Genomic DNA, 22,218 nt, shown 5'->3' on the forward strand with positions numbered 1-22,218 from the left:
CCGCCTGGGGCCAATGCCGCCCTCTGGCGCGTCCTTTGTCGGCCCGTCACCCCGGTCGGCGCGGGCGATGTCGCCCTGATGCCGACTGCCGTCGCCCGCTGTCGGTGGTTGCCCCGACAATGGGGGCGTGAGTACGCACCAGCCCTCGTTCCGCCTCCCCACCGCCGACCCCGAGCGCACCGCCCGCCTTCGCGAGGCGCTGTCGGCCGCCTCCTTCACCGCCGACGGTCTGCTGGACCTGTTCGGCCCGTCCGCCTACACGGCACTGGCGCGCGGGGAGACCGTCCCGGCGCTGCGCGCCACCCGGGGCGGGAGCGGCCCGCTGGAGACCCTGGTGCGGCTCTTTCTGCTGCAGCGACCCGTGGCGTACGGGCGGGCGGCCGCGGCCCTCCCCGCCGAGGACTGCCTCTCCGACGGCTGGCTGGTGCGCGACGGCGACGAGGTGCGCGCGAGTGTGGACGTACGGCCTTACGGCGGGCCCGAGGGCCAGGACTGGTGGATCGTCTCCGACCTGGGCTGCGCGGTCGGCGGCGCGGCGGGGATCGGCGGCCCGGGCGGGGCGCGCGGCCGTGAGGACCGCTCCCGGCTCGTCCTCGGGGTCGGCGGCGCGTCCACCACGCTCGCCGGTCTCACCGTCCCCGCGCCCGTGGACCGGGTCCTCGACCTCGGCACCGGTTCCGGCATCCAGGCGCTGCACGCGGGCCGCCACGCCTCCCGCGTGACCGCCACGGACCGCAATCCGCGCGCCCTGGCCATCGCCCGGCTGACCCTCGCCCTGTCCGGTGCGCCGGAGCCGGATCTGCGGGAGGGGTCGCTGTTCGAGCCGGTCCTGGACGAGACGTACGACCTGATCGTCTCCAACCCGCCCTTTGTGATCTCCCCGCGCTCGCCGGAGGGCAGCGAGCTGGTCTACCGGGAGGGCGGGATGTCCGGGGACGATCTGTGCCGCACCCTCGTCCAGCGGTCCGCCGGGCATCTCGCCGACGGCGGCTGGTGTCAGCTGCTCGCGAACTGGCAGCACGTCGAGGGTGAGGACTGGCGCGAGCGGCTGGCCTCCTGGGTCCCGCCCGGCTGTGACGCGTGGATCGTGCAGCGCGAGGTGCAGGACGTCACCCAGTACGCCGAGCTGTGGCTGCGCGACGCCGGTGAGCACCTGGCCGGTCCCGAGGCGTACGCGGCGCGCTACGACGCGTGGCTGGACGAGTTCGAGGCGCGGAAGACCACGGCCGTCGGCTTCGGCTGGATCACCCTGCGCAAGTCCGGCGCCGACCGGCCCTCGGTGACCGTGGAGGAGTGGCCCCATCCGGTCGAGCAGCCGCTGGGGGCCGAGGTCATGGCCCACTTCGACCGGCAGGACTTCCTGCGCGCGCATGACGACGCCGCGTTGCTGACCGCCCGCTTCCGGCTGGCCGACGAGGTCGTCCAGGAGCAGGTGGGCCCGCCCGGGGCCGAGGACCCCGAGCATGTGGTGCTCAGGCAGCACCGGGGGATGCGGCGCGCGACGAAGGTGGACACGGTCGGGGCGGGCTTCGCGGGTGTGTGCGACGGCACACTCAGCGCGGGCCGGATCCTGGACGCCATCGCCCAGCTGCTCGGGGAGGACCCGGTGGTGCTGCGTGACCGCACCCCGGAGTCGATCCGGCTCCTGGTCGAGCAGGGCTTTCTGCGAGCGGTGGGCGACGACGGCATAGAGGTGTCATGACGGCATACGGCATTGAGAGATGTACGGCATACGGCATGGAGATGTCATGAAGGCATAGGGACGCCACGACGGCCATAGGGGCCGGATGGGAACGCGCCGCGCGCGTACTGGGGGCGTGCGCCGGTGGTACAGCGTCCCCTCTCGCGCCCCCGTATGGCAGGAAGCTGTCGCCGGGGGCGCCGGAGGGGCCGTCCCGGGACGGGTGCGGACGGGGCCCGGCGGGGCGACGCGCGCTGTTCACCCGGGGTTCGCGCTCATGCCTCCCGCGCGTGCCACGCTCCCGCCATGGAGAGCGGACCTGCGATCTTCGCCGGAACGGCATTCGTGTTGTTCGGCGCCGCGCTGCTGCTGTGGACCGCGGCGCGCCTGAGGCTGCGTGTGCCCGTCGCACATGGTGTGAGTCCTGTCGCTTCCGCGGTGCTCTCCCTTCTCTTCGGCATCGCCGCTCTGGGCGGCGGAATCTGGTGCCTGGGTTACGCCTGACAGGGCCTTCAACGCTGCCTCGTGCCGGTCCGGGCGGCAGACAGGACGGTTGTCGGGTTACCGTTCGAGTGGCGTTGCGGGCTTTTTCCGTTTGACACGGGGGCGGGATGTACCGTCACACTCCGCAGCGTCACCGTAGAGGCAGGCCGTGAGCGTTACCTACGCGGCACTGCCCGTTCACCGAGAGTCGACCGGAGAGAAGAGCGAAGTTGTCCCCGACCACCAGCGAGACCGCACAGGGCGGCCGCCGACTCGTCATCGTCGAGTCGCCTGCCAAGGCGAAGACGATCAAGGGCTACCTCGGCCCGGGCTACGTGGTCGAGGCCAGCGTCGGGCACATCCGGGACCTGCCGAACGGTGCGGCCGAGGTCCCCGACAAGTACACCGGCGAGGTCCGTCGCCTCGGCGTGGACGTCGAGCACGACTTCCAGCCCGTCTATGTGGTCAACTCGGACAAGAAGAGCCAGGTCAAGAAGCTCAAGGAGCTGCTCGCCGACTCCGACGAGCTCTTCCTGGCCACCGATGAGGACCGCGAGGGCGAGGCCATCGCCTGGCACCTCCAGGAGGTCCTCAAGCCCAAGGTCCCGGTGCGCCGGATGGTCTTCCACGAGATCACCAAGGACGCCATCCGGGCCGCCGTGGCCAACCCGCGCGAGCTGAACCAGCGCTTGGTCGACGCCCAGGAGACCCGCCGCATCCTCGACCGCCTCTACGGCTACGAGGTCTCGCCGGTCCTGTGGAAGAAGGTCATGCGCGGCCTGTCCGCGGGCCGGGTCCAGTCGGTCGCCACCCGTCTCGTCGTCGAGCGCGAGCGCGATCGCATCGCCTTCCGCTCCGCCGAGTACTGGGACCTCACCGGCACCTTTGCCACCGGCCGGGCCGGTGACGTCAGCGACCCCGGCACCTTCGGTGCCCGCCTTACGGCCGTCAACGGCCTCCGGGTCGCCCAAGGGCGCGATTTCACCTCGCTCGGGCAGCTCAAGGAGGGCCTCAACGTCCTCCACCTGGACGAGGCGGGCGCCCGCTCGCTGGCCACGGCCCTCGCCGACACCCCCTTCACGGTGCGCTCGGTCGAGTCCAAGCCGTACCGCCGCTCGCCGTACGCGCCGTTCCGCACCACGACCCTGCAGCAGGAGGCCAGCCGCAAGCTGGGCTTCGGCGCCAAGGCCACCATGCAGGTCGCGCAGAAGCTGTACGAAAACGGCTACATCACCTATATGCGTACGGACTCCACCGTTCTGTCGGACACCGCGGTGGCCGCGGCCCGGGCGCAGGTCACCCAGCTGTACGGGGCCGACTACCTGCCCGACAAGCCGCGCACCTACGCGGGCAAGGTCAAGAACGCCCAGGAGGCGCACGAGGCCATCCGCCCCTCGGGAGACCGTTTCCGCACCCCGGCGGAGACCGGCCTCACCGGCGACCAGTTCCGGCTCTATGAGCTGATCTGGAAGCGGACCGTCGCCTCCCAGATGAAGGACGCGATCGGCAACTCGGTCACCGTCAAGATCGGTGGGCAGGCGAGCGACAGCCGGGACGCCGAGTTCTCCGCCTCCGGTAAGACGATCACCTTCCACGGCTTCATGAAGGCCTATGTGGAGGGCGCCGACGACCCGAACGCCGAGCTCGACGACCGTGAGCGCCGGCTGCCGCAGGTCACCGAGGGCGACCGGCTCACCGCCGAGGAGATCACCGCCGACGGCCACGCGACCAAGCCCCCGGCCCGCTACACCGAGGCGTCGCTGGTCAAGGAGCTCGAAGAGCGCGAGATCGGCCGCCCGTCGACCTACGCCACGATCCTGGGCACCATCCTCGACCGCGGCTACGTCTTCAAGAAGGGCACCGCGCTCGTGCCCTCCTTCCTGAGCTTCGCCGTGGTCAACCTGCTGGAGAAGCACTTCGGCCGGCTGGTCGACTACGACTTCACCGCCAGGATGGAGGACGACCTCGACCGCATCGCACGCGGCGAGGCCGAGGCCGTGCCGTGGCTGAAGCGCTTCTACTTCGGCGAGGGCGCCCAGGCCGGCGCCGCCCAGGCCGGCGCCGCCGAGGCCGGGAACGGCGACGGCGACCACCTCGGCGGCCTCAAGGAGCTCGTCACCGACCTGGGCGCGATCGACGCCCGGGAGATCTCGTCCTTCCCCGTGGGCGACGGCATCGTGCTGCGCGTCGGCCGCTACGGGCCGTACGTCGAGCGCCCGACGGAGGTCGAGGGCGGCACCGGTCAGCGCGCCGACGTCCCCGACGACCTGCCGCCGGACGAGCTGACCGTGGAGCTCGCGGAGGAGCTGCTCGCCAAGCCGAGCGGCGAGTTCGAGCTGGGTCCCGACCCCGAGACCGGTCGCATGATCGTCGCCAAGGACGGCCGCTACGGCCCGTACGTCACCGAGGTGCTCCCCGAGGACACCCCCAAGAGCGGTAAGAACGCCATCAAGCCGCGCACGGCCTCCCTGCTGAAGTCGATGTCCCTGGACACGGTGACCCTGGAGGACGCGCTCAAGCTGATGTCGCTGCCGCGTGTGGTCGGCACCGACCCCGAGGGCGTGGAGATCACCGCGCAGAACGGCCGCTACGGCCCGTACCTGAAGAAGGGCACGGACTCGCGGTCGCTGGAGACCGAGGACCAGATCTTCGCCATCACGCTCGAGGAGGCGCTGGCGATCTACGCCCAGCCCAAGCAGCGTGGCCGGGCCGCGGCCAAGCCGCCGCTGAAGGAGCTGGGCACCGACCCGGTCAGCGAGCGGCCCGTGGTGGTCAAGGACGGCCGCTTCGGTCCGTACGTCACGGACGGCGAGACCAACGCGACGCTGCGCCGCGACGACGACGTGGAGACCATCACGCCCGAGCGCGGCTTCGAGCTGCTCGCCGAGAAGCGCGCCAAGGGTCCGGCCAAGAAGACCGCCAAGAAGACGGCGGCCAAGAAGACCGCGGCGACGAAGACGACTGCGAAGAAGACGGCGGCTAAGAAGACGGCCGCCAAGAAGACCGCGGCGACGAAGACGACCGCGAAGAAGACGGCCGCCAAGAAGACGACCGCCAAGACCGCCGCCAAGAAGACGGCGGCCGAGAGGTCGTCGGCCAACGCCGAGTAGCCGGCCCGGCGGCGGGCGGGAAAACGGAGGAAGGCGGAGGAAGGCGGAGCAATCCGCACGCCACCCACGGCTCACCGCCCGTTTGTTCGGCCTGGGGGCCGTGGATTCATGTGATCCGGATAGGCTGGCGGGATGACGCGAGAGCAGCCAACGGACGTGACCGCCACTTCCGGTGCCCTTGCCGCGGACTCCCGCGAGCGGGCCGTACGAGCCCTGCTGCGCTATCAGCCGATGCGACGGCTGTGGAGCGCTCAACTCGTCGGTGGCGCCGGGGACGTGCTCGCCGTGCTGGTGCTGGTGCTGCTGACGCTCCAGGCGTCGGTGGCGGCCGACTCCTTCGGCGGCGGGTATCGCGGCGCGGCCTTCGCGGTGGCGGTGGTGCTCGGCGTACGGCTCTTCGCGACCGTGCTGTTCGGCGCGGTGCTCCTCGGGCCGCTCGCCGCGCTGATCGGCCCCTCCGGGCCGCTGGACCGCCGCTGGACCATGGTCGGCGCGGACGGTCTGCGGCTGGTGCTGCTCCTCATCGCGCCGCTGTGGATCGACTGGGCCCCGGCCGACGCCGTCGCCTGGCTGCTCATCACCACCTTCGTCGTCGGCGTCGTGGAGCGCTTCTGGACCGTTGCCAAGGACGGCGCGGCCCCCTCGCTGCTCCCGGCGCCGCCCGCCGAGGGCGCCGCCGTGCGGCCGCTGCCCGACCACCTGGACGCGCTGCGCCGGCTCTCGCTCCGTACGAACTTCGTGACGCTGCCGATCGCGGCCGCCGCGCTGCTCGTCGTCACGCTGATCGGCAGGCTGCTGGGCACCGGCGTGGAGTGGTTCCACACCCACCAGGCCGCCCTCGGCTCGTACGTCGGCGCCGGGCTCTTCGCCGCGTCGATCTCGATCCTCACCTTCGTCGAACTGCCCGGCGCGCAGACCAGCCGCACCCGCTCGCCCCTGGAGGGGCTGCGCCGTCCCCGTGCCGCCTCCGGGAGCGGTGCCGACAAGGGCCGCACCGGAGCCGTTCCGCTGCTGGTGCTCGCCTGCGCCGGGGTGGCGGGCGCGATCGCCGCGGCCGTGGGCGTCGCCCCGTTGCAGGCCATGGACCTCGGCGGCGGGCCGGTCGGCTTCGCCCTGCTCGTCCTCGTACTGACCGGTGGTCCGGCGATGGGCATCCGCTGGGCTCCGAGGGTCCTTCCGGGTCTGTCGCGGCGCCGACTGCTGGCGCTGTCGGTCGCGCTGACCGGGCTCGCGCTGCTCACGGTGGGCCTGGTGCACGACACCACCACCGTCGTGCTGATCGCCCTGATCGCGGGCGTGTCGGCGGGTGTCGCCGCCCACACCGGCCACTCCCTGCTGGATCAGGAGTCCGAGGAGACCCGCCGGCCCCGGATGACCGAGCATGTGCAGGCCGTCGTCCGCGTCGGCGTCGGACTCGGCGCGGTCGCCGCGCCGCTGCTCGCGGCCGTCATCGGACCGCACCGGCTCGGCAGCGGTGACTTCGTCTTCGCCCACGGCGGCGCGGCCTTCACCCTGATGCTGGTGGGCGCGCTGCTGCTGCCCGTCGCCGCGCTGGTCCTCGGCCGGACCGACGACCGGCAGGGCGTGCCGCTGCGGCGCGATCTGCGGGAGGCGCTGCTCGGCGGGGGCGGCGCGGGCGAGGGCCCGGCCGCCACCGGCTTCTTCATCGCCGTCGAGGGCGGCGATGGCTCGGGCAAGTCCACACAGGTGGAGGCGCTGGCCGAGTGGATCAGGGCCAAGGGGCACGAGGTCGTGGTGACCCGTGAGCCGGGCGCCACCGCGATCGGCAAGCGGCTGCGCTCGATCCTGCTCGATGTCTCGTCCGCCGGGATCTCGCACCGCGCCGAGGCGCTGCTGTACGCGGCGGACCGCGCCGAGCACGTCGACACCGTGGTCCGCCCGGCGCTGGAGCGCGGCGCGGTCGTCATCTCCGACCGCTACATCGACTCGTCCGTCGCCTACCAGGGCGCGGGACGAGACCTCGCCGCGACCGAGATCGCCCGCATCTCGCGCTGGGCGACGAACGGCCTGGTGCCGCATCTGACGGTGCTGCTCGACGTCTCGCCGGAGACCGCGCGCGAGCGCTTCACCGAGGCCCCGGACCGGCTCGAGTCCGAGCCCGCCGAGTTCCACCAGCGCGTACGGGCCGGATTCCTGGCCCTCGCCGCCGCCGACCCGGCCCGCTACATCGTCGTCGACGCCGGGCAGCTGCCGGAGGCGGTCACCTCCGTGGTGCGCCACCGCTTGGACCAGATGCTGCCGCTGTCCGAGGCGGAGGTGAAGGCCCAGGAGGAGGCCCGTAAGGCCGCCGAGGAGGAGGCCCGCCGGCGCGCCGAGGAAGAGGCCGCCCGTAAGGCCGAGGAGGAGCGACTGGAGCGCGAGCGGCAGGAAGCGCTCGCCAAGGCCCGCGCCGAGGAGGAGGAGCGCAAGCGGCGCGAGCTGGAGGAGGCCCGCCAGCGCGAGGCCGAGCGGCAGGCGGAGGCGGCCCGTCAGCGGGCCGAGGACGCGCGCCGCAGGGCCGAGGAGGACCGCAAGCGCATCGAGGCCGAGGACCGCGCCCGCGCCGCCGAGGAGGAGCGGCGCCGCCTCCAGGAGGAGGCGGACGCGCTGCGCCGGGCCGAGGCCGAGGCGCGCCGCCAGGAGGAGCAGCGCAAGGCCGAGGAGGCGCTGCTGCGGGCGGAGCAGGCACGGCTGGCGGCGGACACGGCGTCCTCCGGGGCGGACGCGCCGACCATTGAGACCGAGGTCCCGGCCCCGCCGCCCGAGGACGAGGACGGCCCCCGGGGCACCGGCGGCGCCCGGGGCGCGGCGGGCTCCGGCGCGGACGACCCGCACCCGGACTCGACGGAGACGGTCCAGACGCCGAGGTTCGACCCGCGGTCGGGGTACGGCGGCGAGTCCGGCCGTCCCGGTACCGGATCGGCGGCGGCCGATGAGACCACGGTGCTGCCACCCGTGCCCCCCGCGCCGCCCGTACCGCCCCAGAACGGCCCGGACGCCGACGAGACCGCTGTGCTGCCGCCCGTACGGCCCCAGGACGGCCCGGAGCACCGGGGCGGCCCGGACGCCGAGGAGACGACCGTCCTGCCCCAGCCGCCCGCCGAGCCGCCCACGAACGCGGCCGACGAGACGGCCGTCCTGCCGCCCGTACGGGACGAGCGCTCCGCCGACCCGGCGGACCGGGTCCCGCCGTGGCTGTTCCGCCCGGACGAGGGCCAGGGCCGGCGTCAGGAGCACGGCCAGGAGCACGGTCAGGAGAACGAGCGCACGCGCGAGATGCCGCAGTACGGCCAGGATCAGGGCCAGGATCAGGGCCAGGGCCGGGCGCGGGGCGAAGCGGAACCGCCGCGTCGGCGCCGCCGCCCCGAGTGGGCCGAGGAGACCCCCCTGGACGACCTCCCGTCCCTTGCCGACGAACTGCTCGGCCCCCGTGACGACGAGGACGGCCGCCGCTGACGGAGGTCCGTTGATGGTCCGTTTCGGGCGCTGCCGCCGATGGCCGCGCCCGGCTGACGGCAGGGCGCCGAAGGGGACGTCGGGGCTGGGGCGCTCACTTTTCCGGCTTCCGGCTTCCGGCTTTCCGGCCTTCCGGCGTCCAGGGAGTCCTGGGGTGCGGTCGTGCCCTTCGGCGTATGAGCGGCCCCGGGCGGAGCTGCACCCTCCAGCCCCTCCGGTGTTTGAGGAGCGGGCTCCAGGGGCGGAGCCCGGCGGGGGTTCGGGGCTGAGCCCCCGGAACGGGATCTGAGGCGGAGCCCCCGGAACGGGGTCTGGGGCGGAGCTCCAGCGGGGCCGGGGCTGCATCCCGCGGTGGGTGACGCGTTCGGGTGTCGGTGCGGTGGACCACAATGGGGTGCCGTAGGGACGAGCGGCGGAGGCAGCCATGGCGGTGTGGGACGACCTGGTCGGGCAGGACCGAGTGGCGGCCCAGTTGTCGGCTGCCGCGCGGGATGCGGACGCCCTGGTCACGGCGGCCAGTGAGGCGGGCGGCGACCCCGTCGGGGAGCCCATGGCGTCGTCCAAGATGACCCACGCCTGGCTGTTCACCGGCCCGCCCGGCTCGGGCCGGGCCACCGCCGCCCGCGCCTTCGCCGCCGCGCTGCAGTGCGTCAGCCCGGACCGGGCGCTCGGCGGCGCCCCCGGCTGCGGCTTCTGCGACGGCTGTCACACCGCCCTGGTCGGCACCCACGCCGATGTGGAGGTGGTCCGTACGGACATGCTCAGCATCGGCGTCAAGGAGACCCGTGAGCTCGTCCGTCGCGCCCAGCTCTCGCCCGCCGGCGGCCGGTGGCAGGTGATCGTCATGGAGGACGCCGACCGCCTTACCGAGGGTGCGGGCAATGTGCTCCTCAAGGCCGTCGAGGAACCCGCGCCGCGCACCGTATGGCTGCTGTGCGCGCCCTCGCTGGAGGATGTGCTGCCCACGATCCGCTCCCGCTGCCGCCTCCTCACCCTCCGTACGCCCCCGGTGGACGCCGTGGCGGACATCCTCGTCCGGCGCGACGGCATCGACCCCGAGCTCGCCGCCTCCGCCGCCCGTGCCACCCAGGGGCACATCGGCCGCGCCCGCCGCCTGGCGACCGACGAGCGGGCCCGCGCCCGCCGCGCCGCCGTCCTGAAGCTCCCGCTGCGCGTCGACGACGTGGGCGGCTGCCTCAAGGCGGCCCAGGAGCTGATCGACGCGGCGGCCGAGGACGCCAAGCAGGTGGCGGAGGAGGTCGACACCAAGGAGACCGAGGAACTGCGCGCCGCCCTGGGCGCCGCCGCCGGTACGGGCGGGCGGCTGCCGCGCGGCACGGCGGGGGCGATGAAGGATCTCCAGGATCGCCAGAAGCGCCGCGCCACCCGTACCCAGCGCGACACCCTCGACCTCGCGCTCACCGATCTGACCGCCTTCTACCGGGATGTGCTGGTCCTCCAGCTCGGCTCCCAGGTGGCGCTCGCCAACACCGACGTACGGGACGCGCTGGAGCGGATCGCGTCGGCTTCGAAGCCCGAGCGGACGCTGCGCCGGATAGAGGCGATCACGGCCTGCCGTCAGGCACTGGACAGCAATGTGGCGCCGCTGCTGGCGGTCGAGGCGATGACCATGGCGCTGCGGGCGGGCTGAATCACTCGTACGGGTTCGGCGCAGGACGCATGGAGCGTGTCCGAATGGATACTCTCCGTAACGGGGCGAACCGGTCCTATCCGATAGGAACCAGTACAAGGTGGTCCATGCGATCCGGCCGGCGCGATCCCGCGACTCGACCGCGAACCGAGGGATCAGTCCATGCGCACCCGACACAGCAGCCGCCCGCTCCGGACCCTCGGCGCCGCCCTTACGGCCGCCGCCCTGCTGTCCTCCGGCTGCTCGGCCGACGCCTCCGCGCCGCGCGCCGCGTCGCTGTCGAAGAAGGCCGTCCCCGCCGCCCTCAAGCCGTACTACGAACAGGCGCTGAGCTGGCGCCCGTGCGGCGGCGCGGGCTTCGAATGCGCCACCCTCAAGGCCCCGCTCGACTACGCGAGACCCGGCACCGGCCGGGACCTGAGGCTCGCGGTCTCCCGTAAGAAGGCCACCGGCACCGGCCGCCGCCTCGGTTCGCTCCTGGTGAACCCCGGCGGCCCCGGCGGCTCCGCGGTCGGCTATCTGCAGAGCTTCGCGGCCGTCGGCTACCCGGCCCGGGTGCGCGCCCGCTACGACATGGTGGCGATGGACCCGCGCGGCGTGGCCGAGAGCGAGCCCGTCACCTGTCTCAGCGACAAGCAGATGGACACCTTCACCCAGACCGATCAGACGCCCGACGGCCGCGGTGAGACCGACCGTCTCGTCGCCGCCTACAAGAAGTTCGCCCACGGCTGCGCGACCCGCTCCGGCCGGATCCTCGGCCATGTCTCGACGGTCGAGGCGGCCCGCGACATGGATGTGCTGCGCGCCGCGCTCGGCGACCGGAAGCTGACCTACGTCGGCGCCTCCTACGGCACCTTCCTCGGCGCGACCTACGCCGACCTCTACCCCCACCGCGTCGGCCGCCTCGTCCTCGACGGCGCGCTCGACCCGACGCTGTCCTCCCGGCGCATCAACCGCGACCAGACCGCCGGTTTCGAAACCGCCTTCACCGCCTTCGCCAAGGACTGCGTGCGCCGCACCGGCTGCCCCCTCGGCACCGGCTCCGTGGCCACCGCACGCGACCGGCTCGGCGCCTTCTTCGCCCGCCTCGACTCCCACCCGGCCCGCACCGGCGAGTCCCGCGCCCTGGGCGAGCCGCTCGCCACGATCGGCGTGATCTCCGCCATGTACGACGAGACCGCCTGGTCCCAGCTGCGCACCGCCCTCCGCTCCGCGATGGGCGGCCACGGCGGCGGTCTGCTCAACCTGGCCGACCTCTACTACGAGCGCGACACCGACGGCTCGTACGCCAACCTCATGTACGCCAACCCCGCCGTCAACTGCCTCGACCTCCCACCGGCCTTCCGCACCCCCGCCGAGGTCAAGAAGTCCATCCCCGACTTCCGACAGGCATCCCCCGTCTTCGGTAGGGCCCTCGCCTGGGCGGCCCTGAACTGCGCCTACTGGCCCGTCCGCCCAACCGGCACAGCCCACGCCCTGCACGCCAGGGGCGCCGCCCCCATCGTCGTCGTCGGCACCACCCGCGACCCCGCCACCCCCTACCCCTGGGCCCGCGCCCTCGCCACCCAGCTCTCCTCCGCCACCCTCCTCACCTACGACGGCGACGGCCATACGGCCTACGGCCGCGGCAGCAGCTGCATCGACAACGCGATCAACACCTACCTCCTCACCGGCCGCCCACCCGCCCCCCACACCCGCTGCCACTGACCGGCCCCACCCCAGCCCAGGCCCCACCCGGCCCCGTACGGAGCACCCCTCGAAACTGTGTAGACTTGGCGACGCCGCTGCTGCCAATCTGGCTCCACGGCATGCCGCCTTAGCTCAGTCGGCCAGAGCGACGCACTCGTAATGCGTAGGTCAAGGGTTCGATTCCCTTAGGCGGCTCGGATGAAGCCCAGATCACACCTCGTGTGATCTGGGCTCCTTTGTGTTCAGGCGGCCCTGCCGGGCGCTGGTGAGCGAGGGGTGAGTCATCTGTCACCGCCCCTCGCGAGCCTGGGATGCATGGCGACAAACGAGCTGGCATGGATCCCGCTCCCCGTGCGTCCGGCTCCGGCGCCGGCGCTGCCCGGAGAACGTGCGGAGCGTGGGGAGCCGCTTATGAATCAGAGCTACCGGGACCTGGTGGGCAGCATCCTGCGGCTGGCCGTAGCTCACCGGCGCGCGGAAGCGCACGAACGGACCGGGGGGTGACGGCGCGTGCTGGTGATCCTTTCGGTCCTGGCCTTTACTCTCACCCGGTGGCTTCGCCGCCGGAAGAAGGCCGACGGGGAGGGAGGACCAACCACCTCTCCGGAACGGTTTGGAACTCCGGAGTGAACCGGCCGCGTGCCGGTGCCGACCGAGTGGACACAGGGGCGACAGGGGCATCCGAGGCATCCGTCAGTCAGCCGGTCCCGCGGTCCTGGCGATCCGCCCGGATGCGGGCCATCTCATCGACGTAACGGGTGAACAGCCGGGCGAACTCGTCGCGTTGCCGCGCGGGCCAATCCTTGGTGACGGTCTCGAACACCGCGCGCGGCTGGCGCCGGAAGCGGTGCAGCAGCACATAGCCGGAGTGGGTGATGCGCAGCACGCTGCGCCGCCCGTCAACCTCAGAGGTGCCGCGCGCGAGGTGGCCGTCGCGGATGGCGCTGGAGACCATGCGGCTCGCCACGGACGGATCGACGTCGAGCCCCTCGGCCAGTGCCCCGACGGTCACCTCGCCCTCTGAAGTGCCCACCCCCTCGTCGACGATCTGGAGTACCCAGCCCCGGCTGATCTCGTTCTGGGACATCAGACTGCCCAGCGAACCGACGTCACGCGCTTGGAGTTTCCCCCACATCCGGTGCAGCCGGAGGAAGGCGAGAGCAGCGTCATCGTGCAACCGCTCCGTTTCACTCCATACTTGACGGCCCATAGCGTCAACCCACTCTCCGCGCCCGCACTCATCCCTATGCGACTTGACCCAAGCATGGTCAATCCTTGGGTTTTCAACAAGGTGGGAGAGTGTCGAGTTTGCATGTCGAACCTTGCTCTGTGTATTTGCTCGTTCTAGACTCGCCAAAGTATGCATGCCATCATGCAGATGATCAATTCCGTCTGACCAAGCGGAACTTGTGACTCGCACTTCTTCACGCAAAGAGCGGGGGCCCGTGTGAAGTACGGAGTGTTAGGACCGTTCGACGTCACACCGGGAACGCGCAACATCACGCCAACTGCTCCCAGGCTGCGTCAAATACTCGCGCTGCTGGTGGTTCAGAGCAGCCGGACAGTAACGCTTGCGGAACTCATTGACGAGATGTGGGGCGACACACCGCCCGTCAGCGCGCAATCCACCTTGCAAACCTACATCTACAAACTGCGGAAATCCCTGGAGGGCAGCGGCCTCGACTCCTCCGAGGTGCTGCGGACCCGCCCCAACGGCTATGTCCTTGAGGTGCCGGACGACTGCATCGACCTGCGCCTCTTCGACCGCGCCGTCGCTCAGGGGCGCAAGGCCCTGCCGGAAGCGCCGGACAAGGCACTCGAGCATCTGAGGGACGCGCTCGCGCTGTGGCGCGGCCCGGCCCTGACGGATGTGTCCGCGGGAGAGGTGCTGGCCGCGCACGCCACCCGCCTCCAGGCCGATCACCTCAGTGCCCTGGAACTGAAGATCGAGGCTGAGCTGAAGCTCCGTAACCACCACGCCGTCATCCCCGAGCTGACCAGCCTGTCGGCCGCTCACCCGCTCCACGAGGGCTTCCACTCCCTCCTGATGCACGCTCTGCACTGCTCGGGCCGCAGGTCGGAGGCGCTCCAGGTGTACAACAGGCTGCGCCACGCCCTCGTGGAGGAGCTGGGCCTGGAACCCTCCGACCCGCTCCGGCGCGCGCAGCAGGCCATCCTCTCCGGCGACCCCGCTCCGCCCACCGGGCCACCGGCTCCGCTCCAGGCCCCGGCGCCTCAGCCGCGCGCCGTGGTCACCTCGGCGCCCATCACCTCGGCCCTCGCGCCCACCGTCGTCCGGCCCGCGCAGCTTCCGCCGGACCCCGGGCCACTGATCGGCCAGGGCGCCCTGGTGGATTCCGCGATCCACACGACGGGAGCCGCGGAATCCGCGGAGGAAGGTGTGGGAGTTCTCCTGCTCAAAGGAATGCCCGGAGTCGGGAAGAGCGCGCTGGCGGCGCGGATCGCACACGCCGTGCGGGACCAATTCAGTGGCGGACAACTGTATGCCGACCTGCGCGGGTCACGCCCCCGTCCGACCAGCCCCGACGACGCGCTGACGGCCTTTCTGCGCGCCGTCGGAATTCCCGAACCGTATCCGCGGAGCCTCGACGAGAAAAGCAGTCTCTTTCGTTCGTGGGGAGTCGAACGGGATATCCTGCTCGTTCTCGACGACGCGTTGACACACTCGCAGGTCACCCCCTTGTTGCTGGACGGGATGACATCCCGCACCATCATTACGAGCCGAGTCAACCTCTATAATCTCCCGAACTCGCGGACATTTGAGGTCACTCCGCTCGGACGGGCGGAGAGTTTCCAGCTCCTGGCAAAGGTCATGGGCTGGAAAAGGGCCGAGAAGGAGCGCGCGGCGGTGGAACTCATCGCCGAGATGTGCGGCCGTCTGCCTCTGGCCCTGCGATGCGCGGGTGCTCGGCTCGCGGCGCTCCCCGACGTGTCCATCAGGCAGTTCGCCGAGCAGTTGTACCGCGACAACCGGAGGCTGGACCAGTTGCAGGGTGCCGATGTGAGCATCCGGGACCGGTACCTGGTCGCGTACGACCGACTCGGTAGCCGGGAGCGGGCCGTACTCCGGCTGCTGGCCCTGCTGCGCCAGAGGGAGTTCACCACGGCCACGCTTGTCGGACTGCTCGGCTGTACCGAGGCGGTGGCGGAGACTGCGCTGGCGAACCTGGTGGAGCACCACTTCCTGCACACGGTCCCGACGGCCCCGGACGGCGAGACCACCTACTCCTTCCACGAGCTGAGCCGGGTCTTCGCCCGCGAGCGGATGGAGTCGGAACTGGCCGAGTCACACGGCCGGATGCCACTCGCCAACGCCTCGTAGTCGACGGGGCCCGGCAGGGGGCCGTCGGCCCGGCCGTCCGGCGGCATACTGCCCGACCGGTTCAGCAGTGGCGCCGCGAGCATCGTGGTTGCCAGGGTCATCACCACCAGCATGGCGAACAGCCGCGGCGGGATCAGCCCGAGCTGGAGGCCGGTGTCGAGGATCACGAGTTCGGTCAGTCCGCGGCAGCTCATCATCACGCCCAGCCGCGCAGCCGAGCGTGGCTGGACGCCCAGGAGCCGCGCCGGCAGCGTCGTGCCCGCCAGCTTGGCCGCGACCGCCAGGGCGACGAAGAGGCCGCACAGCAGCCAGTCGGCCGCGCCGCCGATCAGCCCGATCCCCGTGCGCAGCCCCACCGAGGCGAAGAACATGGGCAGCAACAGCCACGACGCCATGGTGTCCGTACGCTCCGCGATCTCCTTGATCCGTGGCAGTCGCGGCGTGGCCAAGCCCGCCAGGAAACCGCCGAAGACCGCGTGCACCCCGATCGCGTCGGTGAGGGCGGCAGAGCACAGCAGCGGCAGATGGACGAGCATCACTGACCCCGCTGTACGGCGCTCCCAGAGACGCCGCAGCCCCGCCCGCCCCACGGTGAGCACCACCGCCGCGAACAGGGCGGTCAGCGCCGCGGTGCGCAGCGCGCCCAGCGGGGTGCCGCCCTGGGCGACCGCGACGCCGCACGCCAGCAGCGACCAGGCGAGCACATCCGCGACGCCCGCCGTGGCCATGGCCAGTGAGCCCAGGCCGGAGGTCAGCATGCCGTTCTCCCGCAGGATTCCGGCCAGCACGGGGAACGCCGTGACGCAGAATGCGACCCCGACGAAGACCGCGAAGGGCCCGCTGCCCACCCCGTCCGGCCGGTATCCGGCGGGCAGTGTCAGCGCGAGGCCCACCCCGGCCAGGAGGGGGGTGAACACCCCTGCGCAGCCCAGCACCAGCGAGGCGGTGCCATGCCGGATGAGCTGCGTGGGTGTCAGCTCGTATCCGATCCGGAACGAGAAGAAGATCACCCCGAGTTGGGCCATGGCCTCCACGGGCACGGTCGCGGACGGCGGCAGCAGCCAGTGCTGGGCCCCCGGGGCCAAAGCGCTGAGGGCCGAGGGGCCCAGCAGGATTCCGGCGGCCATCTGCCCGACGACCGTTGGCTGGCCCACGCGCCGGGCGAGCGCGCCCAGCGCGTGGGCGGTGAGCAGGACCGCGGTGACCGCGACCAGCAGACGGTAGGTCTCCGGCGGGGCCGCTGCCGGGCCCGCCCCCCGCCCGTGGCCGCCGGCCTCCGCGGACGCCCAGCCGTGCCCCCAGGCCGCGAGGACGGCGACGGTACCGGCCGCGGGTACGGCCACGAAGAGCACCAGCGCGGCGACGGTTCGTCTGTTCATGGGGGCGCGCGGCTACTTCCGGTCGAGCTGGTCTGCGGCCGCTTCCGAGGTGCGCCGCAGACCCAGCGTCGGCCCGAACGACAGATACAGGCCGTCGATGGCGTCGTCGGCGGAGAGCGGCTCCTGCCGGAGCTTGCCGAGGTTCTCGAACGGGTTCCTGCCGGGCTCCGAGCCGCCCCCGCTCAGCTCCTCCAGCACCCGGTCGTACGCCGCATCCTTGGCGTCCTCCATGTCCTCGATGCCGGAGATGATGCGCAGGAAGGCGAGGTGCAGGTTGAGCTGGTCGACCTCCCGGGAGGAGAGCCGCTGCGCGTGGTAGAAGTGGTAGTCGCGCCCGCGGTAGCTTTGGTAGAAGACCGAGACCAGCAGCAGCATCCGCTCGTAGGCCCGGCGGTAGACCTGCTGGTAGAAGCCGAACGCCTCGTTCTCGGCGACCTCTTCGCGCAGCACGCTCCCGATGGACGCCGCCGCGACCATCCCGCTGTAGGTGGCCAGGTGCACCCCGGTGGACAGCAGCGGGTCGAGGAAGCAGGCCGCGTCGCCGCTGAGGACGTACCCGGGCCCGGTGAACGCGTCGCTCGTGTACGAGTAGTCCTGTTCGACCCGGACCTCCTTCACCTGCTGGGCGTCGGCGAGCAGTTCGTCCAGCGACGGGCAGGCGGCGATGGCCTCCTCGTACGCGGCGGCCGGTCCGCCCAGTTCCTGGCGGCGGGTGTCGAAGGCGCTCTTCGCGCACACGAAGCCCACACTGGTGGTGCCGTCATGCAGCGGGATGACCCAGAACCAGCCGTTGGGCACCGAGATCACGGCCGTGGAGCCCTCCGGACTCTTCTCGACCGGGCCCACGTTCCGCCAGTACGTCCAGGCGGCGACGTTCTTGAACGCGTCATGGTGACGGCGGTTCTTCAGGTAGTGGGTCGCCATCAGTCCGCGGCGCCCCGAGGCGTCGATCAAGTAGTCGAAGGCGATCCGCCCGCTCTCGTCGCCGCTGTTTTTGCCGGCGCTCCAGCGCGCCGCCACCGGGCGGCCGTCAGAGAACTCGATGTCCCGCACTGTCACGCCTTGGTGGACGGTGGCGCCCAGCTCTGCCGCGTGGTCGAGCAAAAGCTCGTCGAACTCCGAGCGGATGACCTGCCAGGCGTAAGGCGTCGTGTCACCCAGCTCGTTGAAGCTCAGCTGCCACTCGTCGGGGCCCCACTCGAAGTATGTGCCCCGCTTTACCTGGAAGCCGTGGGCCTCGACCTTCTCACGCGCCCCGAGCAGCCCGAGGATGGGCAGGCAGGAGGGCAGGATGGACTCACCGATGTGGTAGCGCGGAAAGACGTCCCGTTCGATCACGGTGACGTCGATTCCCTGCCGGGCCAGCAGACCCGCCGCGGTCGACCCGGCGGGGCCGCCTCCGATGACCAGGACCTGCGTTGATGTTGCGATCACTGCTGTTCTCCACTTCTCGTGGCGGACCGGGACGTCGGCTGGAGCGTCGCAGTGGGCGATGGCCTCTCGGTCCAGATCCGCTGGCGGGGCCGCCCGACCCGACGGGCCCCGGCTGCCCGGGGCCGGGGCCACAGCGAGCGCGCTGCCATCGGATCGCCAGCGGTGGCCAGCAGGCTCGGGGCGTTCCCGTCCCTACCGAGAGGTGAGTGGTGTCCGTGATGGCACAGGACGATCAGCCCGCGGCGATGGAACTCGCTGGAAGGCTCGAACACTTGGCGGTGGGCGCCGGGGTCGCCGCCGCGCTACAGGCCGCCGTGCGGCTCGGAGTGCCCGAGGCCGTGGGCGACGACCCGACGGAGGTCTCCGAGGTCGCGGCCAGGACCGGCGCCGTGCCCGGCGCCCTCGGCCGTCTGCTGCGGGCCCTGGAACGGCAGGGCGTCTTTGAGGAGGCGTCGCCCGGGCGGTACCGGCACAACGCGCTCTCCCGGCTGCTCCGGGACGACGCGCCGTATGGGCTCAAGCACCTGGTGCTGTGGCTGGGCGCCCCCTGGACGTGGCAGGCCTGGCCGCTGCTCGACGAGGCCGTACGGGACGGCAAGGCCGTGGTGCCGGAGATCTTCGGAAAGGACTTCTACAGCTATCTGACCCAAGACGCGCCCGAGTCGGCGCGGCTCTTCGACAAGGCGATGACTGCGGTGAGCAGCCTGTCCTCACGTCAGGTCGCCGGCGCCATCGACCTGACGGGCGCGGACTCCGTCGTCGACATAGCCGGCGGACAGGGCCATCTGCTGCGTACTCTGCTCGCGCGGCACCCGCATGTGCGGGGCACCCTGTTCGACCTGGCGGACACCGTCGCGGACGCGGTGCCGGAGCTGCGCCCGGACGGTGCCTATGGCGACCGCTGCCGGCTGATGCCCGGCGACTGTCTCGAGGAGGTCCCGGTCAGGGCCGATCTCTACATCCTCAAGAACATCCTGGACTGGCCCGACGAGAACTCCTTGCGGGTGCTGAAGAACATCGGCGCCACCGCGGACCCGGGTGCCCGCATCCTGGTGATCGACAGCGTGATGGACGCCGATCCCGAGGAGATGCGGGTCACCAGCGTGATCGACCTGTTCATGCTCCTCAACGTCGGCGGACAGCGGCATACCCGGCACGAGTTCGAAGCTCTCTTCGAGAAGGCGGGTCTGGAGCTGACCGGCACGGAGGCCGTGTCCGGCACGTTCCCCACGCTGCACCTGGTCCAGGCGACCATCCCCGGCTGAGCGGCGCTCGCTCGTACGGTGGGTACGCACAGCGGACCGAGGCGCCCCGCGGACCTTCCGTCCGCGGGGCGCCTCGGTGTGGTCGTCGCCGTTCGCCCGGCCGTTCCTGCTCAAATGCCCCCGTCCACGCGGAGCGTGACCCCGTTGACGAAGCTCGCGGTGTCACTCGCGAGGAACACGACGGTGCGAGCCACCTCCCTCGCCGTGCCGAAGCGCCGCAGCGGAATGGCGGACAGCAGCCCGTCGCGCACGGGGGCGGGTAGGTCGAGGCCGCGCTCCGTTTCCACCACGCCGGGCGCGACCGTATTGACGCGGATACCGCGCGGTCCCAGCTCTTTGCCGAGGGAGCGCACGAACCCGGCCAGGCCCGCCTTCGCCGCGGTGAAGTGGACGTGCCCGGGCCGCCCGCGCTCCGCCATCCCCGCGCCCACGTTCACCACCGAGGCGCCGTCGGCGAGCAGTGGCAGAAGCTCTCGGGTGAGCTGGATGTGGGCCGTCAGGTTCTCGTCCACGCACCGTGCCACGTCCTCGTCCGACAACTCGGCGAATGGCCGCGGGGCGTATGTGCCCATGTTGTTGATCAGGACGTCGACGCCGCCGAGCAGCTCCCGGCAGGCGCCCGCCGCCGCGGCCCGGCCTGCCGGGGCCGACAGGTCCGCGCGCAGTGTGCGATGGGCCTTCGCGTCCCAGCCGGGCTCGTCCTCCAGCCGCTTGGCGGCCTCCTCGTCGTCTCGGTAGCAGGCCACCACCCGCGCACCCGCGCCGGCGAGCAGCAGCGAGGTGGCGCGGCCGACGCCGCGCGTACCGCCGGTGACCAGGGCACGCTTCCCGGCCAGGCCGAGGCTGTCCGGATCCGTCACCGCGGCTCCTCCCCTCCGTACGCGTCCTGCACCTCGTAGACGCCGAACACCCGGCGCTGCTCGTGGTCCTGGAACGGGCGCAGCGGGGCGGTGGTGTCGCGGTGCCCGGCGCCCTCCTCCCACCGGCGGAAGGCCGCCAGGTCACGCCACTCGCTCAGCACCACATACCGGTCCGGCTCGTGGGCCGAGCGCAGCAGCTCGTTGCCGAGCAGCCCCGGCACCCCGGCCAGGTCCTGGCTGGTGCGGTGGTAGGCCCGCCGCACGGCCTCCTCGCCGGAGGGGCCCTCGGCGGAGGCGGCGTAGACGAGCACGCGCACTCTTCCCCTCACCTCGCGGCCCCCTCACCGGCGCCGACCATGTGCAGGACTGTGTGCATCGTGACCATCGATCCGCCGTCCCGGTAGGGATGCAGCCTGGTGCGGTGCGTGACGTGTTCCTCGCTGCGCTCGAACTTCCGGAACGACGGCTCGTCCACCCAGTCGCTGACGATGTAGTAGACGCCCGGCTCCTCGGCGCTCCGCGACAGCCACTGGCCGAGGTTCGCCGGCTGCCGGGTGATCACCTCGCCCACCCTTCCCCAGGTCTCTTCGAACTCCTGCTCCATGCCTCGCTTGATGTGCATGCGCAGCAGCACCCGGAACGCGCCCGGTCCGTCCGCCATCTCAGATCCCCCCGTCGACATCGAGGGTCTGGCCGTTGACGAAGGACGACTGGTCGCCGGCGAGGAAGAGGACGACCCGGGCCACTTCGTCGGCCTGGCCGAGGCGGCCGAGCGGGATCATCTTGCGGTAGCGGGCGAGCACCTCCTCGGGGACCTCCGCCTCGGTCGCGGTGGGCCCGGGGGCGACGATGTTGAACCGGATGCCCTGCGGCCCGAACTCCTTGACGAGAGAGCGGGTGAGCCCGATCAACCCGGCCTTGGAGGCGGTGTAGTGGGCCCGCAACGGGACGCCCACGGTGGCTACTTTGGAGCCGACAAAGATCACGGAGGAGCCCTCGGACAGCAGCGGGAGCACCTTTTGAGTGAGCAGGAACGGAGCGGTGAGGTTGGTGTCCAGGACGCGTCGCCACTCCTCCAGCGACAGTTCGGCGAAGGGCACGTGGCTGATGGCGCCGGCGTTGTGGACCAGGGCGTCGAGGGTGCCGAAACGCTCCCGGCACTCTCGGGCGAGCCGGATGATCTCATCGGCCTCGCCGAGGTCGGCTTGGACTATGTGATGAGTCCCGTCGGTTGCCTTGAGGTCCCGGCCCAGCCGCTCGGCGTTCTCGCCCGGCTGCCGGTGGCAGACGATCAGGTCGGCACCGCAGTGGGCGAGCGCCAGCCCGATCTCTCGTCCGATACCCCGGGTCCCGCCGGTGAGCAGGACCTTCTTGCCCCGCAGCCCCAGGCTCAGCCCCGCGTGCGCCCGTTCCTCGATCAGCCGCTTGATGCGCCTCATCTGCACCGGGGTGTTGGTGTTGAGACGGCGCTCCATCGCTTCGTCGTCGACCGGGGCGGCGGGCTTCATGTGGAAGTCCTGGGTCCAGCGCATGCGCACGCCGTTCGGGGTCTGTTCGTAACTCCAGAAGATGTTCATGAACTCGAAGGGGCCGGTCTCCAGCCGCTTCGCGTGGACGGTGCGGCTCCCGGGGTCCGGCGTGCGTTCCGAGACCCAGCTCCAGACGTCGCCGTTCTCGTCGGGGTGCATGGTGAGCCGGAAGACGACGGTGTCGCCGCGCTGCTCCAGGACCTCCGCGGCGGCGTATTCGCTGAAGAGCCGGGGCCAGGAGGGGACATCGTTGGTCATCGACCAGACCAGATCCATGGGCGCGTCGATGGTGATCTCGTTGTCGGTGTGACCGGTCATGGTGCTGAACCTCTCGATCA

Annotated in this window: 15 protein-coding genes, 1 tRNA gene and 1 pseudogene; 9 read left to right on the forward strand and 8 right to left on the reverse strand. The window is 71.7% G+C overall.

Going from position 1 to position 22,218, the window contains the following annotated elements; genetic code table 11:
• Positions 1-127: 127 nt before the first annotated feature.
• The 7 genes from ACMTAK_RS27525 to ACMTAK_RS27555 all read left to right on the forward strand — a co-directional run bounded on the left by ACMTAK_RS27525 (position 128) and on the right by ACMTAK_RS27555 (position 12,265).
• Positions 128-1,702, forward strand: coding sequence for a DUF7059 domain-containing protein (locus ACMTAK_RS27525; protein ID WP_413808665.1), 1,575 nt, complete (start codon positions 128-130; stop codon positions 1,700-1,702).
• A gap of 285 nt (positions 1,703-1,987) precedes the next feature.
• The gene (locus ACMTAK_RS27530) at positions 1,988-2,185 is read left to right on the forward strand and encodes a hypothetical protein (protein WP_210948624.1); all 198 of its coding nucleotides are present in this window, start codon (positions 1,988-1,990) and stop codon (positions 2,183-2,185) included.
• 209 nt (positions 2,186-2,394) lie between these two features.
• Positions 2,395-5,274: a type I DNA topoisomerase gene (topA, locus tag ACMTAK_RS27535; RefSeq protein ID WP_413808666.1), complete on the forward strand. Its 2,880-nt coding sequence runs from the start codon at positions 2,395-2,397 to the stop codon at positions 5,272-5,274.
• 132 nt (positions 5,275-5,406) lie between these two features.
• Entirely contained in the window at positions 5,407-8,730 is a 3,324-nt protein-coding gene (gene tmk, locus ACMTAK_RS27540; RefSeq protein ID WP_413808667.1) for a dTMP kinase, read from the forward strand.
• Positions 8,731-9,154: 424 nt separating this feature from the next.
• Entirely contained in the window at positions 9,155-10,381 is a 1,227-nt protein-coding gene (locus ACMTAK_RS27545; RefSeq protein WP_413808668.1) for a DNA polymerase III subunit delta', read from the forward strand.
• A gap of 162 nt (positions 10,382-10,543) precedes the next feature.
• Complete coding sequence (locus ACMTAK_RS27550) at positions 10,544-12,088, forward strand: alpha/beta hydrolase (protein WP_413808669.1); 1,545 nt, start codon at positions 10,544-10,546, stop codon at positions 12,086-12,088.
• A gap of 103 nt (positions 12,089-12,191) precedes the next feature.
• Positions 12,192-12,265: transfer RNA gene (locus ACMTAK_RS27555), tRNA-Thr, on the forward strand.
• A 502-nt stretch (positions 12,266-12,767) separates the two neighbouring features.
• On the opposite strand, the gene ACMTAK_RS27560 is transcribed toward ACMTAK_RS27555, so the two are convergent.
• Positions 12,768-13,247 carry a MarR family winged helix-turn-helix transcriptional regulator gene (locus tag ACMTAK_RS27560; protein WP_413808670.1) on the reverse strand — a complete coding sequence of 160 codons (480 nt, stop codon included), beginning with the start codon at positions 13,245-13,247 and terminating at the stop codon, positions 12,768-12,770.
• Positions 13,248-13,529: 282 nt separating this feature from the next.
• Here ACMTAK_RS27560 and ACMTAK_RS27565 point away from each other — a divergent pair, with 282 nt between their 5' ends.
• On the forward strand, positions 13,530-15,413 hold the full coding sequence (locus ACMTAK_RS27565) for an AfsR/SARP family transcriptional regulator (RefSeq protein ID WP_413813003.1): 1,884 nt from the start codon (positions 13,530-13,532) through the stop codon (positions 15,411-15,413).
• Here ACMTAK_RS27565 and ACMTAK_RS27570 read toward each other — a convergent pair.
• Together ACMTAK_RS27570 and ACMTAK_RS27575 are read right to left on the reverse strand one after the other, a co-directional pair.
• Positions 15,314-16,792: a cation:proton antiporter gene (locus ACMTAK_RS27570; protein WP_413808671.1), complete on the reverse strand. Its 1,479-nt coding sequence runs from the start codon at positions 16,790-16,792 to the stop codon at positions 15,314-15,316. The two genes, ACMTAK_RS27565 and ACMTAK_RS27570, sit on opposite strands and share 100 nt — an antisense overlap.
• Before the next feature lie 12 nt (positions 16,793-16,804).
• Positions 16,805-18,226, reverse strand: a complete 1,422-nt coding sequence (locus tag ACMTAK_RS27575) for an NAD(P)/FAD-dependent oxidoreductase (RefSeq protein WP_413808672.1) — start codon at positions 18,224-18,226, stop codon at positions 16,805-16,807.
• A gap of 218 nt (positions 18,227-18,444) precedes the next feature.
• On the opposite strand from ACMTAK_RS27575, the gene ACMTAK_RS27580 reads away from it, so the two are divergent.
• Positions 18,445-19,491 (forward strand): methyltransferase, encoded by a 1,047-nt coding sequence (locus ACMTAK_RS27580; RefSeq protein ID WP_413808673.1) that lies wholly within the window; start codon positions 18,445-18,447, stop codon positions 19,489-19,491.
• Positions 19,492-19,601: 110 nt separating this feature from the next.
• On the opposite strand, the gene ACMTAK_RS27585 is transcribed toward ACMTAK_RS27580, so the two are convergent.
• The 5 genes and pseudogenes from ACMTAK_RS27585 to ACMTAK_RS27605 all read right to left on the reverse strand — a co-directional run.
• On the reverse strand, positions 19,602-20,351 hold the full coding sequence (locus ACMTAK_RS27585; RefSeq protein WP_413808674.1) for an SDR family NAD(P)-dependent oxidoreductase: 750 nt from the start codon (positions 20,349-20,351) through the stop codon (positions 19,602-19,604).
• A complete protein-coding gene (locus ACMTAK_RS27590; protein WP_413808675.1) occupies positions 20,348-20,668 on the reverse strand; it encodes an antibiotic biosynthesis monooxygenase family protein in 321 nt (106 codons plus the stop codon). The genes ACMTAK_RS27585 and ACMTAK_RS27590 overlap by 4 nt, the downstream gene beginning before the upstream one ends.
• An 8-nt stretch (positions 20,669-20,676) precedes the next feature.
• Positions 20,677-21,012: an antibiotic biosynthesis monooxygenase family protein gene (locus tag ACMTAK_RS27595; RefSeq protein ID WP_413808676.1), complete on the reverse strand. Its 336-nt coding sequence runs from the start codon at positions 21,010-21,012 to the stop codon at positions 20,677-20,679.
• Between the two features lies 1 nt (position 21,013).
• A complete protein-coding gene (locus ACMTAK_RS27600; RefSeq protein WP_413813004.1) occupies positions 21,014-21,772 on the reverse strand; it encodes an SDR family NAD(P)-dependent oxidoreductase in 759 nt (252 codons plus the stop codon).
• Positions 21,746-22,198, reverse strand: a pseudogene (locus tag ACMTAK_RS27605) (SRPBCC family protein); the annotation flags it as partial. The pseudogene ACMTAK_RS27605 and the gene ACMTAK_RS27600, both read right to left, overlap by 27 nt.
• Between the last annotated feature and the right edge of the window lie 20 nt (positions 22,199-22,218).

It is taken from the genome of Streptomyces lacaronensis (assembly GCF_047337785.1).
Lineage (GTDB): Bacteria > Actinomycetota > Actinomycetes > Streptomycetales > Streptomycetaceae > Streptomyces > Streptomyces lycopersici.

Excerpts from the sequence above, each read along its gene's own strand:
- ACMTAK_RS27530 (WP_210948624.1), top strand. The coding sequence starts at position 1,988 with ATGGAGAGCGGACCTGCGATCTTCGCCGGAACGGCATTCGTGTTGTTC.
- tmk (WP_413808667.1), top strand. The coding sequence starts at position 5,407 with ATGACGCGAGAGCAGCCAACGGACGTGACCGCCACTTCCGGTGCCCTT.
- ACMTAK_RS27545 (WP_413808668.1), top strand. The coding sequence starts at position 9,155 with ATGGCGGTGTGGGACGACCTGGTCGGGCAGGACCGAGTGGCGGCCCAG.
- ACMTAK_RS27550 (WP_413808669.1), top strand. The coding sequence starts at position 10,544 with ATGCGCACCCGACACAGCAGCCGCCCGCTCCGGACCCTCGGCGCCGCC.
- ACMTAK_RS27570 (WP_413808671.1), bottom strand. The coding sequence starts at position 16,792 with ATGAACAGACGAACCGTCGCCGCGCTGGTGCTCTTCGTGGCCGTACCC.
- ACMTAK_RS27580 (WP_413808673.1), top strand. The coding sequence starts at position 18,445 with ATGGCACAGGACGATCAGCCCGCGGCGATGGAACTCGCTGGAAGGCTC.
- ACMTAK_RS27595 (WP_413808676.1), bottom strand. The coding sequence starts at position 21,012 with ATGGCGGACGGACCGGGCGCGTTCCGGGTGCTGCTGCGCATGCACATC.